The following is a 24,214-nucleotide window of genomic DNA, read 5'->3' as shown; positions in this document are numbered from 1 at the left end:
CGGAGCTGTCGGAGCAGTCCGAGCCGTAGGCGCTGTCAGAACTGGTAGATGGACTTGACGTTCTGGTAGCCCGCCAGGCCCTCCGGGCCGAACTCCTTGCCGATGCCGCTGCACTTGACCCCGCCGAAGGGTGCGGACGGGTCGGGAAGGTATCCGTTGATGCCGACGGTCCCGGTCTGCACGGCGGCGGCGACGGAGAGCGCGCGGTCCGGGTCGCTGGACCAGACGGTGCCGCCGAGGCCGTAGTCGGAGTCGTTGGCGATACGGACCGCCTCGGCGTCGTCGTCGTACCCGATGACGGTCAGGACGGGCCCGAAGATCTCCTCCCGGGCGACCGTGGCGTCGTTGCCGAGGCCCGCGAACAGGGTGGGGCGCACGAACCAGCCCCGGTCGAGGCCTTCGGGCCGGCCCTGTCCGCCGACGACGACCGTCGCGCCTTCGCTGATGCCGGCGTCGATGTAGCCGGACACGCGCGACTGCTGGTTCCGGCTCGCGAGCGGGCCGATGAGGGTGGACTCGTCGAGCGCGTCGCCGACGGCCGCTCCGGACATGAGGTGGGCGAAGGTCTCGACGACCTCGTCGTAGCGTCGCTTCGGGGCGAGGACCCGGGTGCCGAGGAAGCACACCTGGCCGTTGTTGGCGAGGGTGGCGCCGAACAGGGACTGACCCACGTGGGCGAGGTCGAGGTCGGCGTCGTCGAGGATGATGGCCGCCGACTTGCCGCCCAGTTCGAGGGTGACCGGCCGCAGCAGCGAGGCGCAGGCCTGGGCCACCGAACGGCCGCCGACGGTCGATCCGGTGAAGGCGACCTTGTCGACGCCGGGGTGCGCCACCAGGTAGGCGCCGAGTCCGCGGCCGCCGGGCACGACGCTGAACACGCCCTCCGGAACACCGGCGGCCTCGGCCGCGTCGGCGAGCAGGAACGCGTCGAGCACGGTCTCGGGCGACGGCTTGACCACGATCGAGCACCCGGCGGCGAGGGCCGGAGCCAGCTTGGTGGCCGTCAGCGACTGCGGGACGTTCCACGGGACGATGGCGGCGACGACGCCGACGGGGGAGCGGCGCACGGTGGCGGTGCGGACGAAGACGCCGCCCCGCACCTCCTGTGTCGGCTGCTTGCGAATGAGCTCGGCGTAGTAGCGGAACAGGACCGGCGGAAACGTCTCCAGCTGGCGGGCGATCGAGATCGGCATGCCGTTCTGCGCGCTGACCGCGGTGAAGATGGCCTCGGCCCGGGTCTCGTACTCGACGGCCAGACGGTCGAGGATCTCGGCCCGGCGTTCCGGCTCCCAGGTGGCCCAGCCGCCGGGCTCGTCGAAGGCGCGCCGGGCCGCGGCGACGGCGGCGTCCACGTCCGCCTCCCCGGCCTCGGGCACCGATCCGATCACCTGCTCGGTGCTGGCGGACCGTACGGTGATCCGGTTGTCGCTGCTGGGCGCCGTCCACACGCCGCCGATGAACAGTTCGCTGCGGTCGTCGGTCATTGGGGTCTCCGGGATTCTGGTGGGACACGGACGGGCGTCACCGTCCGCGGGGGTACGGGGCCGCGCTGCGCGCCCTTGGTGGGGCATGGGTCGGCTCCTCGCGCGCTGACCGAGGCTTCGAGGCGGCCGACGCGGTCGATCTCGACCGTGATGCGGTCGCCGTCGGCGATGGTGCCGACACCGGCCGGGGTACCGGTGGTGATGATGTCGCCCGTGCGCAGGGTCATGACCGAGGACGCGTAGGCGATCAGCCGGGGAACGCTCCAGATGAGGTCCTTGATGTCCGCGTCCTGGCGCAGCTCCTCGCCGACCCAGGTGCGCAGGGTCAGTGACTCCAGGGGGCCGACCTCGTCGGGGGTGACCAGATAGGGGCCGACCGGGGTGAAGGTGTCGAAGGACTTGCGGGTGGAGCGGTCCTCGCCGCCGCGCATGGTGATGTCGAGCAGGCAGGTGTATCCGGCGACGTGGTCCAGGGCGTCGGCGACGGCGATGTCGCGTCCGGGGCGGCCGATGACCAGCGCGAGCTCACCCTCCTGGTCGAAGCGCCGGTCGGTGTACGGCAGCCGGATCGTGCCCTGGTGGGCGAGGACCGACGACGGGGCCTTGAGGAAGATGCCGAGGGCGTCGATGTGGTACGCCTCGTTCATCTCGGCCTGGTGGTCGCGGTAGTTGACCGGCGCGGCGATGATCTTCGACGGCTCGGGGACGACCGGCCGGAGGGCGACCTCCCCGAGGTGGAAGACGTCCGCGCCACGCGGTGTGTCCTCCCCTGCGGCGTCGGCGAGCAGGGTCTGCAGCGGGCGGCCGAGGTCGACGACGTGATCGCCGTCGAGCCGGCCGGCCGTCTCCGTGCCGTCGGGCCTGACGAAGCTGAGCAGTTTCATGCGGCGTCCTCGGTGGGGGTGGCGTAGAGCCAGTCGAGTTCGGAGTAGTCGTCGGGCCTGCGCAGCCGGAACACGCGATTGCGCAGGGCGAGCAGTGTCGGGTCCTGGGTGTGCCACAGGTCGCCCCACGGCCGGGCCACGGTCTGGCAACGGGAGGCTCGGGCGATACGCCGTTCCTCGTACTGCTTCAGCGCCCGGTCCTGGCCGTGCGGATGGTCCGAGACGGCGTCGCCCAGCGCGACCGCGTCCTCCAGGGCCTGGCACGCACCCTGCCCGAGGTACTGGAGCATGGCGTGGGCGGCGTCGCCGAGCAGCGCCGTGTGCGCCGTCGTCCAGGTCGGCAGCGGTTCCCGGTCGTACACCGGCCAGTCGCGGTGGGGATCGAGCAGCGCGACGTACTCGCGGACCCGCGGGTGGGCGACGGAGAAGGCGGCGCGCAGCTCCTCCACCTCGCCCCGTGGCTCCCGGGCGCCCGCGGGACGCTCGTAGACGGCGACCTGGTTGTACAGCTCGCCACGGCGCACCGGGTACTGCATGAGGTGGATGCCCGGGCCGATCCACAGCGTCACGTCGTCGGCCGCCAGCTCCGGGCCGAGCTGAGAACGGACGCTCGCGCCCCGGTAGGCGACATGCCCGCTGAACCGGGGTGGACCGGCGTCGATGAGGTGGCGCGCCCGGGACCGGATGCCGTCCGCTCCGACGAGCAGCCGCGCGGTCAGCACCTCGCCGTCGGCGAAGGTGACTTCCGCGTGCCCCTCCCGCTCCCGCACGTCGACGGCGGTGCGGCCGGTCCGCAGCTCGATGCCGGCTTCGGACCGGCAGGCGTCGATCAGGACGGAGAGCACGTCGTGGCGGTGCGCGACGACATACGGGTAGCCGTACCGGGCGCGGAACGGGGGCCCCAGGTCTAGCACGGTCAGCTCTTCGCCCGTGACGGCGTCGCGGACCACGGCGCGGTCGGGGAGGACGGCGGAGTCGAGAACCGGTCCGAGTACGCCGAGCCGGTCGAAGGCCCGCATCGCGTTCGGGCCGAGCTGGAGTCCGGCACCGATCTCGGCGAACCGCGAGGCCTGTTCCGCCACCAGGATCCGGCGGCCGGCGCGGGCCAGCGCCAGCGCCGCCGCGAGTCCGCCGATGCCGCCGCCGACGACGAGCGCGTCATGGCTGCTCATGCGTCCACCTGCTCGGACCGGTGCAGGTGCAGTGCCTCAAGGACCGGGCTGTCGCTGGTGGTGAACAGGTCCAGCCGGGTCCGGGCGTGCAGCTGGTGGGTGCACCACGACGGCACGACGAACACGTCGCCGGGGGACAGGTCGAACGCGTCACCGCCGAGCACGACCGTGCCGGATCCGTCGAGCACCGCCGAGACGCGGGTGCCGGTCTGGCGTTCGCGGTGCGTCGTCGTGCCCGCGAGCACCCGTCGCATCTCGCAGCGCATCGTCGGCATCACGTCGCGGTCCCGGCCGGGATCCCGGAACCGGATCGTGGCGTCCGCCGTGTTCTCGACGTCCAGCAGCGCGTCCAGCGCGGCGTCGGTGTCCTGCCAGCGGTAGACCAGCAGGGGGGAATGCGGGGGCAGATCCGACACCCCGGCGGGGGCGAGGCCGGCTCCGCCACCCCAGCGGCGCTCGGCGACGGAACGTGGCAGGCGGCCCGGGTCCGGTGCGGGACCGTCGGCCGCTTCGAAGAAGACCGCGTCGAGTGCCGCGACCACCGGGAGATCGAGCACGTCCAGCCACATCATCGGCACGTCGCCGGGGTTGTGGTGCTCGTGGAAGGTCCACGACGGCGTCAGTACGAGATCTCCGCGGGCCATCGTGATCGGGTCACCGTCCACGAGGGTGTACACGCCCTCCCCGTCGAGGACGAAGCGCAGCGCGGCCGGCGTGTGCCGGTGCGCGGGCGCCGACTCGTGCGGCTGCAGGTACTGCACCGCCGCCCACAGAGTCGACGAGATGTACGGCGCGCCGCCCAGGCCCGGGTTGGACATCGCCAGGACCCGCCGGTCTCCGCCGCGGTCGATCGGGACCAGATCACCGGCCCGTCGACCCAGCTTGGCCAGATCATCCGCACACCAACGATAGGGAATGGCTCGTACCTCGGGTGCGGGGGTGAGAAGCCCGTGCAGTTTCCACAGCGGCTGCAAGTGCTTGTCGGACAGGTCTTCATAGAACGTGTCGAGTGCTGCCTCGTCTGACCTGAACCGGGAAGTCGCCATCGCATACCTCGCAAGTGTTCCGTACACGTAGCATTAGCATGCTGGCGACGGTCGAAGCGTGTCAACGGCTTCGGACGGAGCTTTTGCGATGTGGGGTGAACCGCTACGGGCGCCGCCCGGCGAACGCCACCTGCTGGAGGTGGCTGATGAACTCCGGCCGCACCTCGGGCCCGAGTGGGGCCAGCAGGTCGGACTGCACGGCTTCCACGGGCCCGGCGAGCGCGCCGAGCGCCGCCCTCGCCGGAACGGTGAGCCGAACCAGCGCCCGTCGCCGGTCGTTCGCCGCGGTCTCCTTGATGAGCCACCCCTGGTTGCCGAGCCGGGTGACGATGTCGGCCGTGCTCGACGAGTCCAGTGAGGCCGCGTCGCCGATGCGGGACTGGTCGGCGGTGCCGAGCTGGGCGACCGCGGCGAGCACGGCGTACTGCGGTCCGGTCACGTCCGGCACGGTGGCGGTCCACAAGGTGGTGTGCACCTGCTGGGCGCGGCGGATCAGATAGCCGGGCGCGGCGCGCATGAGCAGTACGCCGGCCTCGTGCTGCTGCTCCGCGACGTCGGCCTCCTCGATGCGGGCGACCCGGCCCAGCCGCTCGACGAACTCCTGGCGGTCGGACGGCCGCAGCGGGGCCAGGATGGCGTCCTGGACCGAGCGTGCGGCCTCGGTCACCTCGGCCAGCCGCTCCAGTGATCCGCCGGTGAGGGTCAGCAGGCGGCGGCGGCCGTCGTCCGGATGGCGGACGCGTCGCACCCATCCCTTGGTGACGAGGCGGCGTACCACGTCGGCGACGGTCGACTTGTCCAGCGAGGCGAGCTGGCCCGCGCGCCGCTGGTCGACGTCGTCCCAGCCCGCGATCGCCACCAGCGTCGCGTACTGGGGTCCGGTGAGGCCGTCGACCCGTGCGCCCCACAGCTCGGTGTGCACCTGCTGGGCCCGGCGCAGCAGATGTCCCGGGGCGGTCGCCGGCGGCACCACGGAGTCCGGTGCGGGCGGCCGCAGGGCGTCACCTCTCCGGTCGCGGACCTCGATCGCCCCCGCCGTCACCGATTCGACCACGTCCTCAGCCCCGTCCCAGAGAAATCGCGTGTACGGAGTATATCGGTTCCGGCTGCCGGATCATTGACTCGTGCGCCACAGGCGCGTACGTTGACCCGCAATTACTCCGTATACGTACTAATGGCTGCTGAGGGCGCTGGAAGGCGCCGAGCGCCACTGCGGACGGGAACGGGAGAGACCGATGAGCCTCCTCGACGGAACCGAGACCCAAACCTATGACCCGGTGCGGCAGGACCTCGACGCGACGAGCGACGTGGCCGCGAGCCACTGGCCGATGAACGCCTGGTACGCCGCCGCCTATGACGTGGAGGTCGGCCGGCGTCTGACGCCCGTACGGGTCGCGGGCGTGCCGATCGTGCTGTACCGCCGGGTCGACGGCCGGGCCGTCGCACTTGCCGACGCCTGCTGGCACCGGCTCGTGCCGCTGGCGCTGGGCAGCCTCGAAGGGGACGACGTGCGCTGCGGCTACCACGGCATCCGCTACAGCCCGGAGGGCCGGTGCACCCACATGCCGGCCCAGCAGACGATCAACCCGAGCGCCGCGGTCCGGTCCTACCCCGTCGCCGAACGCCACCGCTTCGTCTGGGTCTGGCCGGGCGACCCCGCGCTCGCCGACCCCGCGACCATCCCCGACATGCACTGGAACGACGACGCGGCATGGGTCGCCGACGGCAAGGTGATCGAGGTCCGGGCCGGCTACCAACTCGTCCTGGACAACCTGCTGGACCTCACCCACGAGGAGTTCATCCACACCTCCAGCATCGGCAACGGCGCGTTGTCCGAGTCGGACTTCACCACGACCCACGACAGCGCCTCCGGCCGGGTCACGGTCACCCGGTGGATGCTCGGGATCGAGGCGCCGCCGCTCTGGAAGTACCTGCTCTCGGTGAAGTTCCCCGACTACCGGGGCCCGGTCGACCGCTGGCAGATCATCCGGTTCACCGCGCCGGCCACCATCTGCATCGACGTCGGCGTCGCCAAAGCGGGCACCGGCGCACCCGAGGGCGACCGCAGCCAGGGCGTCAACGGCTACGTTCTCAACACCATGTGCCCCACCGGTCCCAAGAGCTGTCGGTACCTGTGGGCGATCGCCCGCGACTTCGCCACCGACAGCCAACGGATCACCACCGAACTGCGGGAGGGCGTCGCCGGTGTCTTCGCCGAGGACGAGGCGATGCTCAACGCCCAGCAGGCGGCCATCGACGCCACCCCCGGCTACGACTTCTACAACCTCAACATCGACGCGGGCGGTCAGTGGGCCCGTCGGCTGATCACCGCGATGGTCGAGCGGGAGCGGATGTGAGCCTCAACGTCACCCGCGACTGGCAGGTCTGCACGGTGACCCGCAACGAGCGGATCGCCACCGCTGTCCGGGCCGTGTCCGTGCGCTTCCCGCAAGCGCCACCCGATCCGGTGGAGGGCGGCCACCTCGACGTCCAGGTCATGGTGAACGACCGCCCCGAGGTCCGGTCCTACTCGGTCGTGCGCCGCGACCCGGACGACCCCCGCGTCCTCGTCCTCGGGATCCAGGCGGCGGCCGACTCCCGCGGCGGCTCGCTCGCCATGCACCGCCTCGCTCCGGGCAGCCGGATCCGGGCGACCCAGCCGCTGGTGACGTTCCCCTACCTCCCCTCGGAGCGGCCGACCCGCCTCCTCGCCGGCGGCATCGGCGTCACCGCCCTCGCCGCGATGGCCGACACCGCGGCCAGGCGCCCGCCGGCCGGCGGCTACCGCGTCACCTACCTCGCCAGGTCCCGCGCCCGCATGGCGTTCCTGGCGGACCTCACCGCACGGCATGGCGACCTCCTCGATGTGCACATCACCGACGAGGACACCGCACTCGACGTCCCGGAGTACGTGCGCGGGTGCCCGCCGGACACCGTCCTCTACATGTGCGGACCCCTCTCGCTCATCGACGCCGTCCGCACGGCGTGGTCCGCCGGGGGACGCGACCCCCAGGACTGCCGCTTCGAGACGTTCGGCACCACCGGACGCTTCCCCGCCGGCGAGTTCATCGCCCATGTTCCGTCCCTCGGACTCACCGTGACGGTGGACGCGGGACGCTCCCTCCTCGAAGCGTTCGAGGGGGCAGGCGCCGAGGTGCTCGCGGACTGCCGCAAGGGCGAGTGCGGGATCTGCCGCATCCCCGTCCTCGCGGTGGAGAACGGCGTCATCGACCATCGCGACGTCTTCCTCTCCACCTGGCAGCAGGAGACCGACGCCTGGATCTGCCCGTGCGTGTCCAGAGTCCACGCCGACCCCGGCGGCCCCGGTGTCGTACACGTCGATCTGCCCTGAGCAGGCGGTACGGACGTCCGCCGCGCCGCCGGTCCCAGTGCCGTCGGCACCCGGCGGTACCTGCCGCGGGCCCCGGTCGGACGCGGCCGGTCGACCCCCGGGCGCCTACTCGCCCGCGTCGGCCTCCGGCCCCGCACCCGACGACTGGCGCACCAGCAGTTCGAATCCGGCCGTCCGGGTGCGGCCCGGCAGCGCGCGGGAGTCCGCCGCGTCCGTCCGCGCGCGCAGCAGCTCGACCGCCGTGCGGGCGATCGAGCGGCGCCGGGGGTCGACGGTGGTCAGCGGCGGGGTGGTGAAGCGGGCCGCCTCGATGTCGTCGAAGCCGGCCAGCGCCACGTCGTCGGGCACGGCGACACCGCTGCGCTGCAGCACCGACAGCGCGCCGATCGCGACCACGTCGTTGTAGCAGAAGAGGGCGTCGAAGCGGGCACGGGTGCGCAGCAGCCGGGTGGCGGCGCCGACGCCGGAGGACCAGAGGTCGGCGTTGTCCACGTGGGCGACCAGTGAGTCGTCGTAGTCGACGCCGGCTTCCGCGAGCGCCCTGCGATAGCCGTGCAGACGCCGGCCGCCGGCTCGTGGGCCCGCCGGTTCGAAGATGGCGGCGACCCGGCGGCGGCCCTGGGCCAGGAGGTGCGTGACGGCGGCGTGCGAGCCCTGCTCGTCGGCGATCTCGACGTAGTCCAGGTTCAGTCCGTCCGCCTCGGCGGGGCGCTCGCTGACGACCACCATGGGCTGGGCGACGGGCAGTGCCAGGTACTGCTCGGCGGAGAGGGCGTGCGGTACGTAGATGATGCCGTCCACGAGTTCACCGGGCGACGTGGTCAGCAGGGCCTGTTCCCGCCGCGCGTCGCCGCGGGTGGTCTCGACCACCACCTTCAGCCCCCGGGTCTCCGGCGCCCTGATGATCTGCTCGGCCAGTTCCGCGTTGAACGGCTGGTAGACGTTGGGGATGAGGAGCGCGATCGTGCCCGTGCGGCGGGAGCGCAGGCCCCGGGCGAAGGGGTTGATCCGGTAGCCGAGTTCCTCGACGGCCGTGCGTACCCGCCGCCCGGTCTCCTCGCTGAAGGAGCCCGTCCCGTTGATGACGTTGGAGACCGTCTTCATCGACACCCCGGCCTTCTCGGCCACGGTGCGCATGGTCACGCTCCGCCCCATGCGGCCATCCCTCCCAGGGTCGATTCGCGGGCAGTCAGTTCGAAATCGGCGACGATCAGCCTGTTTTCGGCGGCCGCCGCGTCGTTCATGCGATTGTTCAGCAGAGCCAGCGCCTCGCGGGCGATCTGCGCGATCCCGGGCTCGACGGAGGTGAGCGTCGGATAGGAGTAGCGGGCGTCGTCGATGTTGTCGAAGCCCGCGACGGCCACGTCGGCGGGAACCCGCAGCCCCGCCTCCTGCAGGGTGCGCAGGGCGCCCAGTGCCAGGACGTCCGAGAAGGCCACCACGGCGTCGAACGAGGCGCCCGTGTCGATGAGTCGTCGCATCCCGGCGGCTCCGGCATGCCGGTTCCAGTCCGCGGTGCTCACCTCCTGCACGAGTTCGGGCGGGCAGTCGAGGCCTGCTTCGCGCAGCCCGTCCTGGTAGCCCGCCAGACGCAGGTGCGCGGCCGTGTGCTCGGGCCGTCCGGAGTGATCGGCGCCGAGGGCCGCGATCCTGGTGTACCCCAGGGAGGCCATGTGCGCGACCAGGGCCCGGGCGCCCTCGCGGTTGGCCATGGCGACCCGGTCGACCGGCGCGTCGTAGGCACGTTCCGACATGAGGACCGTGGGCACGAACCGGGCGACGGACCTGGCCTGCTCGTCCGACAGACCCACCGGGTACATCAGCAGACCGCCCAGGTGCGGGCCGTGCTCACGCGCCGTCGCCAGCTCGGCCTCCGGATCACCGCCGGTGAGTTCGATGAGGACGGTCAGCCCATGGCGTTCAGCCTCCCGCATGACCGCTTCGGCGAGCGCGGAGAAGTACGGCTGGGAAAGCTGCGGCAGGGCCAGCCCGATCAGGTCGATCCGGCCGGTGCGCAGCTTCCTGGCGACGGAGTTGGGACGGAAGTCCAGCTCCGCTATGGCGGCGGTGACCTTCTGCCGGGTCGCCTCGCTGACGGCGGCCTCGCCATTGACGACCCGGGAGACCGTCTTGAGGGAGACCCCGGCCCGGCGGGCCACCTCGTGCATCGTCGACATGGCTGAACTCTAGGCTTCCACGTCCACCGGGGTCAGATCCCGCAGCGCGGCGCTCTCCCGGCCGGTAAGCGGGAGCACCGACCCATGGCGCAGCCCGGGAGGCAGCCGCACGTCCGGATCGTCGGCGGGGACCCAGACCGGACCGTCCAGCCGCTCGGCCCGGAAAGGCACATAGCCGCGCCCGCCGAACTCGTCCAGCAGAAGCAGCCAGCCGCGTCCGTCCGGCGCGGGCAGCACGATGGGACCCTCGGCGTGCGCCAGCCCGGCAGCCCCGTCGACGCCGCGTCCGACGCCCTCCGCCACCGGCTCGAAGGGCGCGCCGGCCAGATCCCGGGAGCGCTCGACGAAGACGAACTTGGCCCCGGGAGCCTCCGCGGTACCGGGGAGGCGCTCGTCCTTGGTGAAGCGGTAGAACCAGCCCTCGTGCTCCACGACGGTGGAGTCGATGACGGGCCACCCCTTGTCCAGCCACACCCGGGGCGGGCCGAAGACGCGGAAGTCCGTCGTGGTCGCGCAGTACATGCGCTGGTACGAGGGGGTGCGGTGACCGGGGTCGTCGTCCGGGTAGACGGTGGACGCCCAGAACACCAGGTACTCCCCGCGGCGCGGGTCGTGGACGGCCTCGGGCGCCCAGACGCAGCCCGCCTGCTCCGGCATGACCTCCACCCGGCGGGGGCCCTCCCAGTGCCGCAGGTCGGGGGAGTCCCACACCAGCAGGCTGCGGCTGCCGTGTGCGATCGCCTGCTCCCACCCGTCGCCGCCGTGGATACGCAGGTCGGTGGCGAGCAGGTGGAATCCGCTGCCGTCGGCCGCGCGCACCAGGAACGGGTCGCGGGCGCCGCCGCCGGCCGGGGCCAGGGGGCGGACGCCGGTGAACTCATGCCACCGGTCCAGCCGCGGGCCGTCGCAGAGCGCGAAGCGGATCTGTTCGCCGTCGGGCCGGTGCTCTCCGGCGAAGTACGCGAACAGGTACCCGGCCGGTGGCTGTGCCGGGGCATCGCGGGGCGGTGGGGCGGCCTCTGATGCCGGGGCGCCGCCGGGGATGAGTCGGGACACGGGGCCTCCTCGGTGGTGGTGAGCGCTGAGCGGCGTGAGCGTCGCATGGCTAGTTCAACGATGTCAATCGATGGGACAGGCGTTCCGGTTCTGGATTCATTCCGTCGCCGGGGCCTGCGTGAGTCCTCTGAGGGAAACATCGCTGAACAAGCAGGGGATACCGCGCCGAGAAGAACAGGCGTGGGTGGGTGGCTTGGATGTCGATACGGAAAAAGCGTTGTTACGGGGACTTGACGACGATGTACCTGCCGGACATCCTGATGCCGCTTCCCCGAAGCGACATGTGGCCCGCCGGTTCCGGCTCCACTTCCCCGCAACGGTCACGGCCCGGCGGAACGGCCGCCATGGCCACCGTCTGCCGAATTCCCGCGGCGGCACCGGCGAACAACGCCGGCCGCGGCGGGAGGCGTCCCCGCCGTGACCGCGAAGGACCTTCGTTCGGCCGCCCCGTCTCACGCCCCTCCCTACGTCCCACGTTCACAGGAGCTGACCCCATGCCACACTCCGCCCTCAGCAGACGTTCGGTCCTCACCAGCGCCGGGTTCATCGCCGGTGCCGCTGCACTCAGTGCCTGCGGGAACAGCGGCACGACGGCCTCCAAGACTCCGGTCAAGGCCAAGACCGGCACGCTGACGATCATGAGCGTCCAGGGTGAGATCACCCCCGCCGAGGTCGCCGCGTTCGAGAAGGCCCACCCGGGCGTCAAGATCAAGCAGATCAACACCGACCCGACCCGCCTCAACGCCATGCTGGCCGCCGGCAACCCGCCGGACGTGGTCCGCGACGCCGGAACCGACGTCACCCCCTACATCGCGAGCCGGGGCATCGCCCTGAACCTGGACGAGTACTTCGCCCAGAGCACCGTGCTCAAGGAGTCGGACATCCTGCCCATCAACAACGTCTGGAAGTGGAACGGCACGGCCCAGGGCAAGGGCTCCCGGTACGGCATCGCCAAGGACTGGTCGCAGGATTCGATGTGGTGGTACAACTCGGACATGTGGTCCGCCGCCGGACTCAAGGCGCCGGACCCGTCCCAGCCCATCACCTACGACGAGCTGGCCGACGCCGCCAAGAAGCTCACCAAGACCTCGGGCGGCAAGACCAGCGTCTACGGGCTCTTCACGACCACCGCGAGCATGAACCGCATCGGCGCCATGGCGGCGACCGCCGGCGGCCGGATCCTCTCCGAGGACCTGGGCACCGCGGACTTCACCTCACCGGAGGCGATCGCCGCCCTGACCTGGCTGGTCGACGTGGCCAAGGCCAAGACCGGGTACTCTCTGATCAACCCCAGCCCCGACTGGGACGGCCCCGAGTACGTCGCCGGCAAGCAGGCCACCTCCGGCCAAGGCTACTGGTTCGGCGGCTTCCTCGGCTCCACCGCCAAGGCGTACCAGTCCAAGACCGTCTTCGCCGCCGCCCCCATGCTGGGCAAGAAGAGGGTCAGCCCGTCCTTCGGCGCCGTCGGCTACTGGATCCCGGCCAAGGCCTCCAACCCCGGCGCGGCCTTCCAGTTCATCGAGTGGTACTGCGGCGGCGCGGGCGCCCACGACCGCATCGCGGCGGGCAACGGCCTGCCCTCGCTGAAGTCGATGCTGTCCCTCCTGCCGCAGACCACGGCGTTCGACAAGGCCGCCTTCAAGGTCCAGTCCGACGAACTCGCCTACGTGGACGTCCTGGGCAACGCCACCCCGTACGCGCAGACCACGGCGCTGGACACCACCATCGCCAAGGCGTTCACCGCCGCGGTGGGCTCGGGCACCTCGGTGGCCAAGCTCGCCGACCAGCTCACCAAGGACGTCAACGCCGTTCTCGCCAACGGCAAGAAGCTCGCCGGAAAGTAGGTTCCCTGGCATGCGACCGCATCGCCCCCGCGGCGCCGAGCCGGCCGGACGGCGCCGGCTCGGCCGGAGCCGAAGTGAAGCCCTGGCGTTCTACGGTTTCGTCTCCCCCTGGGTCATCGGCACGGCCCTGCTGACCCTCTTCCCGGTGGGCTACGCCGTCTACCTGAGCTTCACCGCCTGGGACGGCATCTCGCCGGTCAAGCCCTGGGTCGGCCTGGACAACTACCACGAGGTCCTCACCTCGGGCGACACCATGGCCTCGCTGACGAAGACGCTGCTCCTGGTGGCGATCATCGTCCCCACGACGATCATCGGCAGTCTGCTCCTCGCCGTCCTGCTCAACGAGAAGGTGCGGGGGCGCACGGTCTTCCGGACCCTGATCTACATCCCGGCGATCGTGCCACCGGTCGCGGCCTCGCTGATCTGGAAAGTGGCCTTCGACCAGAACTCGGGCGCGGTCAACCGCTTCCTGCGGATGTTCGGCGTCACCGCGGTGAGCTGGCTCACCGGCAGCCGGGCCTTCGTCGTCCTGATCGTCGTCCTGCTGTGGAGCATCGGCGCCGGCATCATCATCTTCCTCGCCGCCCTCCAGACCGTCCCCGCCGAGCAGTTGGAGGCCGTGAAGCTGGACGGCGGCGGCCCGCTCACCGCCTTCCGGCACGTGACGCTGCCCGTCATCTCGCCCGTCCTGCTCTTCCAGACGGTCCTGGTGACGATCACCACGCTCCAGACGTTCGTCCCGGTGCTCCTGCTCTCCCCGCTGAGCGACCACGGCATGCAGGACGTGTACACCAACATCCCCAACGCGAACCGCGTCTACATGGTCGACGTCTACCAGCAGTTCTTCGCCTACTCCCGGTACGGCTACGGCTCGGCGATGCTGACGGTCTTCTTCCTGGTGATCGTGGCCCTGACGGCCGTGATCTTCAAGGTCGCCGGGCGCACCGTGTTCTACGCCGTCGATCCCAACGCGCCCGCGAAGGAGGGCTGATCCGCCATGGCCCTCAAGGAGAGTCCTATGCGCACGCCGGAGACCGCCACCCCGGCACCGGCCGCCGAGACAGCACCGGCCCCGCGCCCGAGCAGGCGCAGCCCCAGGCGGGTCGTGGTGTTCCTGACCCTGCTCCTGGTGTCCGTCCTGCTCGCCCTGCCGTTCGTGACGCTGCTGATCAGCTCGCTGCGGCCGGCCAGCCAGATGAGCAGCGACACCTGGCTGCCCTCGGTGCTGCGATGGCAGAACTACGCGGACGCCGTCAAGATCATCCCGTTCTGGAAGTTCGCCCGTAACTCCCTGGTCCTGTCCGTCGTGAACGCCGCTCTGACCACGCTGAGTTCGGCGATCGTCGGGTACGGCTTCGCCCGGCTGCGGGCGCCGGGCAAGAGCCTGCTGTTCGGGCTGCTGATCGCCACGATGATGGTCCCGCAGATCGTCACCCTCATCCCCACCTATCTGCTGTTCGCCCAGATGGGCCTGGTCGGCACCTACTGGCCGTGGGTGCTGTGGGGTTCGGCCGGAGCGCCGTACGCGATCTTCCTGTACCGGCAGTTCTTCTCCAGCTTCCCCAAGGAGCTGGAGGAGGCCGCGGTCATCGACGGCGCCGGCCGGATCCGGATCTTCGTGCAGATCTTCCTGCCGCTGTCCCGCCCGCTGCTGGTGACCGCGTTCGTGCTGGCCTTCAACGTGGTCTGGGGCGACTTCATCGCCCCCAACCTGCTCCTCGACCAGTCGAACACCACCCTCGCGGTCGGAGTCAGCACCGGCTATGTCATGGGCCAGGGCTTCCCGCTGCCCAACCTCATCGCGGGCGGCGCGGTCCTCTACCTCATCCCCGTCATCCTGCTGTTCCTCGCCGCGCAGCGCTCCTATGTCCGCGGCTTCGCCAACTCCGGCCTGAAGTAAGGGAGAACCGCACGTGTCAGGCGCAGCGAGCGCACCCCTGTTCCGCGACCCGGTCCACGACGGCGCCGCCGACCCGGTGGCCGTCTGGAACCGCCGGGCCCGCGAGTGGTGGCTCGTCTACACAGGCCGCCGGGTCACCGCCCCGGGCCCCGGCGTCGCCTGGGTGCACGGCACCGACCTGGGCGTCGCCGCCTCCGCGGACGGCGGGCGCACCTGGACCTACCGCGGCACGCTCGACGTCCCGGACCCGGAGTGGGGCCGCAACACCTTCTGGGCGCCGGAGATCATCTGGCACGACGGGCGCTACCACATGTACGTCAGCTGGATCCGAGGCGTGCCCGACGACTGGTCCGGACGCGCCGAGATCCGCCACTACACCAGCCCCGACCTGCTCGGCTGGACGCATCACGGCCCCCTGGACCTCGGCTCGGCCCGGGTGATCGACGCCTGCGTCTACCCGTTGCCCGGCGGAGGCTTCCGGCTCTGGTACAAGGACGAGACCCACGGCTCGGTCACCTACGCCGCCGACAGCCCCGATCTCTTCCACTGGCGTCCGACCGGCCCGGCCGTCACGCACCGGCCGCACGAGGGCCCCAACGTCTTCGAGCTCGGCGGCCACCACTGGATGATCGTCGACGAGTGGCACGGGCAGGGTGTCCTGCGCTCCGACGACCTGGAGCACTGGGAACACCAGGGCCTGGTCCTCGACGTCCCCGGCAGCCGGCCCGACGACAGCGGGTACGGGTACCACGCCGACGTGGTCGTCCAGGGCGACACGGCCTACGCCTTCTACTTCACCCACCCCGACCGCACGCCCGGCAGCGCCGAAGCGGAATACCGGCACCGCCGGTCCTCGCTCCAGGTGGCCGCCCTGCGGGTGATCGACGGAAGGCTCCACTGCGACCGGAACGAACCGGTTGAACTGGCCCTCGCCCCGGGCTCCGATCCCGACGGGCCCTGACCGATCGGCCAAGCCCCGCCCCCGCAGCCCTCCCGCTCCCCTCACAGAGGATCCTCCATGCCGCCCACCGCCCGGTTTGTCCTGGATCCGGCGTTTGCCGTCGGAGACGTCGACCCCCGGCTGTTCGGCTCCTTCGTCGAACACCTCGGCCGCTGCGTCTACACCGGCCTCTACGAGCCCGGGCACCCGGCCGCCGACGCCGACGGCCTGCGCACCGACGTCCTGGACCTGATCCGCGAACTCGGCGTGACCGCCATCCGCTACCCCGGCGGCAACTTCGTCTCCGGCTACGACTGGGAGGACGGCGTCGGCCCCAAGGAGACCCGGCCGCGCCGGCTCGACCCGGCCTGGCGCTCCACCGAGACCAACCAGTTCGGCCTGTCCGAGTTCATGGCGTTCGTGCGCAAGGTCGACGGCGCCGAGCCGATGCTCGCCGCCAACCTGGGCACCCGCGGCGTCAGGGAAGCCCTGGCACTGCTGGAGTACGCCAACCACCCCGGCGGCACCACCCGTTCCGACCAGCGGATCGCCCACGGCGACAAGGAGCCGTACGGCGTGCGGCTGTGGTGCCTGGGCAACGAGATGGACGGCCCGTGGCAGATCGGCCACAAGGAAGCCGACGAGTACGGCAAGCTGGCCGCCGCCACCGCCTGGGCGATGCGGCTGGTCGACCCGGACGTGCGGCTGGTCGCCTGCGGCAGCTCCGCCCAGTTCATGCCGACGTTCGGCGCCTGGGAGTCGGCGGTGCTGGAGCACACCTACGACCTCGTGGACTACATCTCGATGCACGCCTACTACGAGGAGAAGGAAGGCGACCGCGACTCCTTCCTCGCCTCGGCGGTGGACACCGAGTCCTTCATCGAGAACACCGTCGCGACCTGCGACAGCGTCGGCGCCCGGCTGAAGTCGAAGAAGCGGATCGACATCGCCTTCGACGAGTGGAACGTCTGGTACTCCTCACGGCCGGAGGCCGAGCCGCGCAACTGGCAGCAGGCACCCCGCCTGCTGGAGGACGTGTACACGGTCACCGACGCCGTCGTGTTCGGCTCTCTGCTCATCGCCCTGCTCCGGCACGCCGACCGGGTGCGGCTCGCGTGCCTGGCCCAACTGGTCAACGTCATCGCCCCGATCATGACCGAGCCGGGCGGCCCGGCCTGGCGGCAGACCACCTTCTTCCCCTTCGCCCAGGCGTCGCGCCACGGCCGGGGCCGGGTGCTCCAGGTGAACGTGGACAGCCCCACCTACCCGACGGAGAAGTTCGGCGACGTCCCTCTCGTACAGGCCACCGCGGTCGCCGACGACACCACCGGCGCTGTCACCGTCTTCGCCGTCAACCGCAGTCAGACCGACGCGCTGCCCCTGGAGGTCGCCCTGCGCGGACTCGACGGCCTGACCCGCGTCGTCGAGCACTCCGTACTCACCGACCCCGACCCGGACGCCCGCAACACCCTCGACCAGCCCGAACGCGTCGCCCCCGCCGCCGCCACGGGCACCGTCCTGGACGGTGCCGTGCTGCGCGCCACCCTCCCCGCTCTGTCCTGGAACATGATCCGCCTCGTCTGAGGCCCCCTGATCGGCCGGTGCGTGCGGTGTTCGCCTGCTGGCGGCTCGGTTCGGCGTGCCGCACGCACCGGTCTGCTTCACCTCCACATCCGCTTTCGTTCAAAGAGGAACGCCATGCGAAGATGGCCATACCGTGTGTTGGCGGCGGTGGCGAGTGCGGCCGCCGGGCTGGGGCTCGCGATCGTGCCCAGCACCACCGCGAGTGCGGCGACGTGCACCACGTACTACGTCTCGTCGTCGTCCGGTAGTGACAGCAATGACGGGTGCAGTTCGAGCAGCCCGTGGCAGACGCTCACCAACGTCAACTCCACCACTTTCACCGCTGGTGACCAGATCCTGTTCCAGGCGGGCGGCTCGTGGTCCGGTGAACTGGCGCCGCAGGGTTCGGGTTCCAGCAGCGGTCAGATCACGATCTCCAGCTACGGCTCGGGCGCCGACCCGATCCTGAACGGTGCCGGCGCGGCCGCCACCGTCTATCTGCACAATCAGGAGTACTGGACCATCCAGGGCCTGGAGATCACCAATCCGGCCTCGACCACCGCGCTGCGCAGCGGTATCCAGCTCCAGAACGACACCACCGGCATCCTGTCCGGCATCCACATCGTCGACAACGACATCCACGACGTGTCGGGCTACTGGAACGACGCCGGCAGCGTGCAGCCGAGCACCTCGTCGGGTATCGCGTTCAACGTCACCGACGACAACACCACCAGCGGCTGGGACGACGTCCAGATCACGGACAACACACTGACGTCCACCGACGCCGGCGGCATCTACATCGGCTCGCTCGTCGGCCTGAACCACGACATCAACGCCACGAACGTGGTGATCGACGGCAACACGATCACCGACGCCGGCGGCAACGACATCGTGTGCGTGTTCTGCGCCTCGCCGGTCGTCCAGAACAACGTCGCCATGGACAACGGCTACCGGTATTCCGGCGCCGGCCTGTGGAGCGGCTGGTCCACCAACGGTGTGTGGCAGTACAACGAGGTCGCCCGTCAGTACCGCAAGTCCGTCGACGGCCAGGCGTTCGACATCGACAACAACACGAGCGGCACGGTCATCCAGTACAACTGGAGCCACGACAACCCCTTCGGCTTCACCGAATGGTGCTGCAGCAGCGGCTTCGGCGCGTCGAGTTCGGTGATCCGCTACAACATCAGCCAGAACGACGGATCGTCGGACTCCGTCTTCCCGACGATGAACGGTGTCGACAGCGGCACCACCGCCCAGGTGTACAACAACACCATCTACATGGGTCAGGGCAACAACGGCCGGGTGACCAACGGTACCCCGAACAGCACGGTCACCTTCTCGAACAACCTCATCTACAAGCTGGGCACCGGCGGCTACTCCACATCGAAGACCACCTGGACCAACAACCTGTTCTACGGCAACCACCCGTCCTCGGAGCCGACCGACGCCAACAAGATCACCTCTGATCCGCTGCTGGTGCTCCCGGGCGGCGGCAGTGCGGGACGCTCCACCGCGGCGGTCTACAAGCTGCGGTCCGGCTCCCCGGCCCTGGGCGCGGGTGCGGTGATCTCCTCCAACGGCGGCCTGGACTACTTCGGCAACACGGTCTCCTCGACGGCCGCGCCCAACATCGGCGCCTACAACGGGGCCGCGGTCTCCGCGGCCACCCCGAGCGCGGGGGCGTACTGGCCCTTCGAGGAGGGCACCGGCACCACCAGCGCCGACCGGGCCGTCCACGCCAACACCGCCACCCTGCAGTCCGGGGCCTCCTGGACCACCGGCAAGGTCGGCTCGTACGCGGTCAACCTGACCGGCTCCAGCACCTCCTGGGTCGACGTGCCCTCCACCGCGATCGACACCAGCGGCAGCTACACCGTCTCCGCCTGGGTCAAGCCGACCACGGTCACGGGCACCCAGACCTACGCGAGCATCGACGGCACCAACATCAGCCCCTTCTACCTGCAGTCGGTGAACGGCAACCTCACCTTCGTGGTCCGCAGCGCCGATTCGACCAGCGCCACGTACAAGAGAGTCATCGGCGCCACGGCGGTGGCCGGCACCTGGTACCAGATCACCGGCGTCTACGACAACAGCGCCCACACCATCGCGCTGTACGTCAACGGCACCCTCCAGGGCACGACCGCCTTCTCCTCCCCGTGGAAGGCGACCGGTGACACCACGATCGGCCGCGCGAAGTGGAACGGCGGCAACGTCGACTTCGCCAACGCCGCCATCGACGACGTCCGGATGATCCCCCGCGCCGTCACCGCCCGCGAGGCCTACGCCCTGGGCACCGGAGCGGCCGGCTACTTCCAGCTCGACGAGGGCACCGGGACGACCTTCTCCAACCTCCTGGGCAACACCACGGACGGCTATATCGAGGGCGACACCACCTGGGCCGGCTCCGGCAAGGTCGGCAGCAACTCCCTCAGCTTCGACGGCACCAGCGGCACCATGGCCGTCGTCCCGTCCTCGGCCATCGACACCGGGCAGAGCTACTCGGTCGGCGCCTGGGTCAAGCTCAACTCCGTCGCCACCACCTCCAACCAGACCTTCGTCAGTCTGACCGGCGGCAAGATCAGCCCGTTCTTCCTGCAACTGTCGGGCGGCAAGTTCGTCTTCACCACCCGTGCCTCGGACTCCAACTCCGCGGCCGCCACCACGGTGAAGGCGACCTCCTCGGCGACGACGGGCACCTGGTACCACGTCCTCGCCATATACGACAGCAGCGCCAGCACCATCTCGCTGTACGTCAACGGCACACTCCAGGCCAGCGCCACCTTCAGCAGCGCCTGGACGAGCAACGGCTCCACCGATATCGGTGCCGCCACCTACAACCGCGGACCGGTCGACTTCACCAACGGTCAGATCGACGACGTCAACTTCTACCAGCGCGTCCTGACCTCCACGGAGATCGCCGCACTCGCCGCCGGCTGACCCACGGGCCAGACCGACGGCGGACGGTGCCCGGCCCGGCAAAAAGGGGGCCGGGCCGGGCACCACTCCACTCGCAGCACTCGCGTAGAACTCGCGGAAAGGGAGTCCGAGCATGACCACAACCGTGCGCCAACGCCGCCGCCCGGCCGTGGCTCCGCCGACCCGCAAGGCCACGCGCCGGACGGTCCCCGGATGGGTGATCGCCGCCGCGGGTGTCCTCGGCGCGCTGGTGATCGCCGCGGTCGCGCTGCTCGGCGGACGGGACTCCGCGAGCCCGGCCGCCCCGGCGCCACTGTCTCCTCCGCCGACCAGCGTGGTCGCCGAGATCGACGGCCGGAGCATCCCCGTACGGGAGTTCGCCCTCTACCTGGCACAGGAGCGCGCCGCCACCTTCACCCACTTCCGGAAGGAGTACGGGGCTGTCGACGGCCCCCGCTTCTGGACCACCCGGCACAGCGGCACGACCCCCGCCGACTACCTCAAGCAGCGCGCCCTCTCCGACGCGAAGAAGACGACCGTCGTACTGAACCTCGCCCACGAGTACGGCCTGTTGGCCGACCCCAGCTACAGCGGCTTCCTGCGCGACTGGACCGCGGAGAACCAACGCCGGAGCGCGGCCGTCGCCACAGGCCAGGTCATCTACGGGCCCAAGCAGTACACCGAGGCCAACTACCTCACCTACGTCCTGCACAACCTCGCCTTCGACCTCAAGCAGAAACTCGCGAAGAAGGGAGTGCTCAAGGTCACGGAGAGCGCCCTGCGCCGCTACTACGACACCCACAAGAACGACCTCAGGCAGGCCGAGGAGACGGGCGCCCCCCTGACCACCCCGTCCTACGCCCAAGCCCGCGCCCAGGTACGCCAGATGTACCTGGACGACCGTTACGAGGACCTGGTGGCCGACGCGGCCCGCTCCGCCCAGGTGCATGCCTTTTCCGCAGTGCTCGCCGCGGTTCCCGTCGCCTGAGGCACCGCCTGGCCGTGCGCCGGTCTGCTCCACCTCCACATCCGCTTACGTTCGAAGAGGAACGCCATGCGAAGATGGCCATACCGTGTGTTGGCGGTGGTGGCGAGTGCGGCCGCCGGGCTGGTGCTCGCGATCGTGCCCAGCACCACCGCGAGTGCGGCGACGTGCACCACGTACTACGTCTCGTCGTCGTCCGGTAGCGACAGCAATGACGGGTGCAGTTCGAGCAGTCCGTGGCAGACGCTCACCAACGTCAACTCCACCACCTTCACCGCCGGTGACCAGATCCTGTTCCAGGCGGGCGGCTCGTGGTCCGGTGAACTGGCGCCGCAGGGTTCGGGTTCCAGCAGCGGTCAGATCACGATCTCCAGCTACGGCTCGGGCGCCGACCCGATCCTGAACGGCGCCGGCGCGACCGCCACCATCGCCCTGACCGACCAGCAGTACTGGACCATCCAGGGACTGGAGATCACCAACACCTCGTCCACCACCGCGCTGCGCAGCGGTATCCAGCTGCAGAACGACACCACCGGCATCCTGTCCGGCATCCACATCGTCGACAACGACGTCCACGACGTCTCCGGCTACTGGAACGCCAAGGCCAGCGTGCAGCCGAGCACCTCGTCGGGTATCGCCTTCAACGTCACCGACGACAACACCACCAGCGGCTGGGACGACGTCCAGATCACGGACAACACCCTCACCCACACCGACCCCGGCGGCATCTACATCGGTTCGCTCACCGGCCTCGACCACGACATCAACGCCACCAACGTGGTGATCGACGGCAACACCATCACCGACGCCGGCGGCAACGACATCGTGTGCGTGTTCTGCGATGCTCCGGTCGTCCAGAACAACGTCGCCATGGACAACGGCCGCCGCTACTCCGGCGCCGGCCTCTGGACCGCATGGTCGACCGACGGACTGTGGCAGTACAACGAGGTCGCCCGCCAGTACCGCAAGTACTCCGACGGTGCGGCGTTCGACATCGACAACACGACCAGCGGCACCGTCGTCCAGTACAACTGGACGCACGACAACCCCTACGGCTTCACCCAGTGGTGCTGCAGCAGTGGCTTCGGCGCGTCGAGTTCGGTGATCCGCTACAACATCAGCCAGAACGACGCGGCATCCGACGCCGTCTTCTCCGGAATGGGCGGCGTCGACAGCGGCACCACCGCCCAGGTGTACAACAACACGGTCTACATGGGGCCGGGCAACAACGGCAGCGTGACCACCGGCACCCCCAACAGCGCCGTCACCTTCTCGAACAACCTCATCTACAAGCTGGGTACCGGCGGCTACACCACCGGCAACACCACCTGGACGAACAACCTGTTCTACGGCAACCATCCGTCCTCGGAGCCGACGGACGCCAACAAGATCACCTCTGATCCGCTGCTGGTGCTCCCGGGCGGCGGCAGTGCGGGACGCTCCACCGCGGCGGTCTACAAGCTGCGGTCCGGTTCCCCCGCCCTGGGCGCGGGTGCGGTGATCTCCTCCAACGGCGGCCTGGACTACTTCGGCAACACGGTCTCCTCCACCGCGGCGCCCAACATCGGCGCCTACAACGGGGCCGCGGTCTCCGCGGCCACCGCGACCGCCGGAGCCTACTGGCCCTTCGAGGAGGGCACCGGCACCACCAGCGCCGACCGGGCCGTCCACGCCAACACCGCCACCCTGCAGTCCGGGGCGTCCTGGACCACCGGCAAGGTCGGCTCGTACGCGGTCAACCTGACCGGCTCCAGCACCTCCTGGGTCGACGTGCCCTCCACCGCGATCGACACCAGCGGCAGCTACACGGTCTCCGCCTGGGTCAAGCCGACGACCCTGACGGGCAACCAGACGTACGCGAGCATCGACGGCACCAACATCAGCCCCTTCTACCTCCAGCTGTCGGGCGGCAAGTTCACGTTCGTGGTCCGCAGTTCCGACTCGGGCAGCGCCACCTACAAGCTGGTCACCGGCACCACCGCCGTGGCCGGCACCTGGTACCAGCTGACCGGCGTCTACGACAACAGCGCCCACACCATCGCGCTGTACGTCAACGGCACCCTCCAGGGCACGACCGCCTTCTCCTCCCCGTGGAAGGCGACCGGTGACACCACGATCGGCCGCGCGAAGTTCAACGGTGGCAACGTCGACTTCGCCAACGCCGCCATCGACGACGTCCGGATGATCCCCCGCGCCGTAACCGCCCGCGAGGCCTACGCCCTGGGCACCGGAGCGGCCGGCTACTTCCAGCTCGACGAGGGCACCGGGACGACCTTCTCCAACCTCCTGGGCAACACCTCTGACGGCTACATCGAGGGCGACACCACCTGGGCCGGCTCCGGCAAGGTCGGCTCCAACTCCCTCAGCATGGACGGCACCAGCGGCACCATGGGCATCGTTCCGTCCTCGGTGATCGACACCGGCCAGAGCTACTCGGTCGGCGCCTGGGTCAAGCTCAACTCGCTCACCGGCAACCAGACCTTCGCCAGCCTCTTCGGCACCAAGGTCAGCCCGTTCTATCTGCAGCTCTCGGGCGGCAAGTTCACCTTCGTCACCCGCGGCAACAACTCCAACACCGCGACCACCTACACCGTGCAGGCGACCTCCTCGGCGACGACCGGCACCTGGTACCACGTCCTGGCGATGTACGACAGCAGCGCCCAGACCATCTCGCTGTACGTCAACGGCACCCTCCAGGCCAGCACGGCCTTCAGCAGCGCCTGGACGACCAAGGGCGGAACCCAGATAGGCGCCGCCACCTACAACCAGGGGCCGGTCGACTTCACCAACGGTCAGATCGACGACGTCAACTTCTACCAGCGCGTCCTGACCTCCACGGAGATCGCCGCACTCGCCGCCGGCTGATCCACGGGCCAATCCGGTAACGGCCATCCG

18 protein-coding genes are annotated in these 24,214 nt (G+C 70.1%); 10 read left to right on the top strand and 8 right to left on the bottom strand.

Annotated features, from left to right (window positions below; genetic code table 11):
• Nucleotides 1–35 precede the first annotated feature (35 nt).
• The 5 genes from IEZ11_RS26860 to IEZ11_RS26840 form a co-directional block, all read right to left on the bottom strand.
• On the bottom strand, nt 36–1,484 hold the full coding sequence (locus IEZ11_RS26860; protein ID WP_189265457.1) for an aldehyde dehydrogenase: 1,449 nt from the start codon (nt 1,482–1,484) through the stop codon (nt 36–38).
• The gene (locus IEZ11_RS26855; RefSeq protein WP_189265456.1) at nt 1,481–2,368 is read right to left on the bottom strand and encodes a fumarylacetoacetate hydrolase family protein; all 888 of its coding nucleotides are present in this window, start codon (nt 2,366–2,368) and stop codon (nt 1,481–1,483) included. The genes IEZ11_RS26860 and IEZ11_RS26855 overlap by 4 nt, the downstream gene beginning before the upstream one ends.
• Nucleotides 2,365–3,540 carry an FAD-dependent monooxygenase gene (locus IEZ11_RS26850; protein ID WP_189265455.1) on the bottom strand — a complete coding sequence of 392 codons (1,176 nt, stop codon included), beginning with the start codon at nt 3,538–3,540 and terminating at the stop codon, nt 2,365–2,367. The genes IEZ11_RS26855 and IEZ11_RS26850 overlap by 4 nt, the downstream gene beginning before the upstream one ends.
• The gene (locus tag IEZ11_RS26845) at nt 3,537–4,586 is read right to left on the bottom strand and encodes a cupin domain-containing protein (protein ID WP_189265454.1); all 1,050 of its coding nucleotides are present in this window, start codon (nt 4,584–4,586) and stop codon (nt 3,537–3,539) included. The genes IEZ11_RS26850 and IEZ11_RS26845 overlap by 4 nt, the downstream gene beginning before the upstream one ends.
• 103 nt (nt 4,587–4,689) lie before the next feature.
• A complete protein-coding gene (locus IEZ11_RS26840) occupies nt 4,690–5,640 on the bottom strand; it encodes a MarR family winged helix-turn-helix transcriptional regulator (protein WP_189265453.1) in 951 nt (316 codons plus the stop codon).
• Between the two features lie 181 nt (nt 5,641–5,821).
• Between IEZ11_RS26840 and IEZ11_RS26835 the strand changes: the two genes are divergently transcribed.
• Nucleotides 5,822–6,943: an aromatic ring-hydroxylating dioxygenase subunit alpha gene (locus tag IEZ11_RS26835; protein WP_189265452.1), complete on the top strand. Its 1,122-nt coding sequence runs from the start codon at nt 5,822–5,824 to the stop codon at nt 6,941–6,943.
• On the top strand, nt 6,940–7,938 hold the full coding sequence (locus IEZ11_RS26830) for a flavin reductase family protein (RefSeq protein ID WP_189265451.1): 999 nt from the start codon (nt 6,940–6,942) through the stop codon (nt 7,936–7,938). The genes IEZ11_RS26835 and IEZ11_RS26830 overlap by 4 nt, the downstream gene beginning before the upstream one ends.
• A gap of 105 nt (nt 7,939–8,043) precedes the next feature.
• Here IEZ11_RS26830 and IEZ11_RS26825 read toward each other — a convergent pair whose 3' ends face one another.
• From IEZ11_RS26825 to IEZ11_RS26815, 3 genes are read right to left on the bottom strand one after another with little or no spacing between them, the layout of a single operon-like run.
• A complete protein-coding gene (locus IEZ11_RS26825) occupies nt 8,044–9,075 on the bottom strand; it encodes a LacI family DNA-binding transcriptional regulator (protein WP_229713398.1) in 1,032 nt (343 codons plus the stop codon).
• Nucleotides 9,076–9,077: 2 nt separating this feature from the next.
• Nucleotides 9,078–10,115, bottom strand: a complete 1,038-nt coding sequence (locus tag IEZ11_RS26820; RefSeq protein WP_189265449.1) for a LacI family DNA-binding transcriptional regulator — start codon at nt 10,113–10,115, stop codon at nt 9,078–9,080.
• Between the two features lie 9 nt (nt 10,116–10,124).
• The gene (locus tag IEZ11_RS26815) at nt 10,125–11,171 is read right to left on the bottom strand and encodes a glycoside hydrolase family 43 protein (protein WP_229713386.1); all 1,047 of its coding nucleotides are present in this window, start codon (nt 11,169–11,171) and stop codon (nt 10,125–10,127) included.
• 494 nt (nt 11,172–11,665) lie between these two features.
• Here IEZ11_RS26815 and IEZ11_RS26810 point away from each other — a divergent pair, with 494 nt between their 5' ends.
• The 8 genes from IEZ11_RS26810 to IEZ11_RS26775 all read left to right on the top strand — a co-directional run bounded on the left by IEZ11_RS26810 (nt 11,666) and on the right by IEZ11_RS26775 (nt 24,184).
• Complete coding sequence (locus IEZ11_RS26810) at nt 11,666–13,015, top strand: extracellular solute-binding protein (RefSeq protein ID WP_189265448.1); 1,350 nt, start codon at nt 11,666–11,668, stop codon at nt 13,013–13,015.
• 10 nt (nt 13,016–13,025) lie between these two features.
• The gene (locus IEZ11_RS26805; protein ID WP_189265447.1) at nt 13,026–14,006 is read left to right on the top strand and encodes a carbohydrate ABC transporter permease; all 981 of its coding nucleotides are present in this window, start codon (nt 13,026–13,028) and stop codon (nt 14,004–14,006) included.
• Nucleotides 14,007–14,033: 27 nt separating this feature from the next.
• Entirely contained in the window at nt 14,034–14,915 is an 882-nt protein-coding gene (locus tag IEZ11_RS26800; RefSeq protein WP_189265446.1) for a carbohydrate ABC transporter permease, read from the top strand.
• Between the two features lie 13 nt (nt 14,916–14,928).
• Nucleotides 14,929–15,876, top strand: coding sequence for a glycoside hydrolase family protein (locus tag IEZ11_RS26795; RefSeq protein WP_189265445.1), 948 nt, complete (start codon nt 14,929–14,931; stop codon nt 15,874–15,876).
• A gap of 57 nt (nt 15,877–15,933) precedes the next feature.
• Nucleotides 15,934–17,439: an arabinosylfuranosidase ArfA gene (gene arfA, locus IEZ11_RS26790; RefSeq protein WP_189265444.1), complete on the top strand. Its 1,506-nt coding sequence runs from the start codon at nt 15,934–15,936 to the stop codon at nt 17,437–17,439.
• Nucleotides 17,440–17,553: 114 nt separating this feature from the next.
• Entirely contained in the window at nt 17,554–20,355 is a 2,802-nt protein-coding gene (locus IEZ11_RS26785; protein WP_189265443.1) for a LamG-like jellyroll fold domain-containing protein, read from the top strand.
• 112 nt (nt 20,356–20,467) lie between these two features.
• Entirely contained in the window at nt 20,468–21,322 is an 855-nt protein-coding gene (locus IEZ11_RS26780; RefSeq protein WP_189265442.1) for a hypothetical protein, read from the top strand.
• Nucleotides 21,323–21,388: 66 nt separating this feature from the next.
• Nucleotides 21,389–24,184 carry a LamG-like jellyroll fold domain-containing protein gene (locus tag IEZ11_RS26775; RefSeq protein ID WP_189265441.1) on the top strand — a complete coding sequence of 932 codons (2,796 nt, stop codon included), beginning with the start codon at nt 21,389–21,391 and terminating at the stop codon, nt 24,182–24,184.
• Nucleotides 24,185–24,214: the final 30 nt, after the last annotated feature.

Origin of the sequence: Streptomyces fuscichromogenes (assembly GCF_014645815.1) — a bacterium.
Taxonomy (GTDB): domain Bacteria; phylum Actinomycetota; class Actinomycetes; order Streptomycetales; family Streptomycetaceae; genus Streptomyces; species Streptomyces fuscichromogenes.
The sequence above is the reverse complement of the archived record's forward strand: the minus strand, read 5'-3'. Positions and strand labels throughout refer to the sequence as shown.

Excerpts from the sequence above, each read along its gene's own strand:
- IEZ11_RS26835 (WP_189265452.1), top strand. The coding sequence starts at position 5,822 with ATGAGCCTCCTCGACGGAACCGAGACCCAAACCTATGACCCGGTGCGG.
- arfA (WP_189265444.1), top strand. The coding sequence starts at position 15,934 with ATGCCGCCCACCGCCCGGTTTGTCCTGGATCCGGCGTTTGCCGTCGGA.
- IEZ11_RS26810 (WP_189265448.1), top strand. The coding sequence starts at position 11,666 with ATGCCACACTCCGCCCTCAGCAGACGTTCGGTCCTCACCAGCGCCGGG.
- IEZ11_RS26775 (WP_189265441.1), top strand. The coding sequence starts at position 21,389 with ATGCGAAGATGGCCATACCGTGTGTTGGCGGTGGTGGCGAGTGCGGCC.
- IEZ11_RS26780 (WP_189265442.1), top strand. The coding sequence starts at position 20,468 with ATGACCACAACCGTGCGCCAACGCCGCCGCCCGGCCGTGGCTCCGCCG.
- IEZ11_RS26845 (WP_189265454.1), bottom strand. The coding sequence starts at position 4,586 with ATGGCGACTTCCCGGTTCAGGTCAGACGAGGCAGCACTCGACACGTTC.
- IEZ11_RS26860 (WP_189265457.1), bottom strand. The coding sequence starts at position 1,484 with ATGACCGACGACCGCAGCGAACTGTTCATCGGCGGCGTGTGGACGGCG.
- IEZ11_RS26850 (WP_189265455.1), bottom strand. The coding sequence starts at position 3,540 with ATGAGCAGCCATGACGCGCTCGTCGTCGGCGGCGGCATCGGCGGACTC.
- IEZ11_RS26800 (WP_189265446.1), top strand. The coding sequence starts at position 14,034 with ATGCGCACGCCGGAGACCGCCACCCCGGCACCGGCCGCCGAGACAGCA.
- IEZ11_RS26855 (WP_189265456.1), bottom strand. The coding sequence starts at position 2,368 with ATGAAACTGCTCAGCTTCGTCAGGCCCGACGGCACGGAGACGGCCGGC.
- IEZ11_RS26805 (WP_189265447.1), top strand. The coding sequence starts at position 13,026 with ATGCGACCGCATCGCCCCCGCGGCGCCGAGCCGGCCGGACGGCGCCGG.
- IEZ11_RS26825 (WP_229713398.1), bottom strand. The coding sequence starts at position 9,075 with ATGCGCACCGTGGCCGAGAAGGCCGGGGTGTCGATGAAGACGGTCTCC.
- IEZ11_RS26785 (WP_189265443.1), top strand. The coding sequence starts at position 17,554 with ATGCGAAGATGGCCATACCGTGTGTTGGCGGCGGTGGCGAGTGCGGCC.
- IEZ11_RS26820 (WP_189265449.1), bottom strand. The coding sequence starts at position 10,115 with ATGTCGACGATGCACGAGGTGGCCCGCCGGGCCGGGGTCTCCCTCAAG.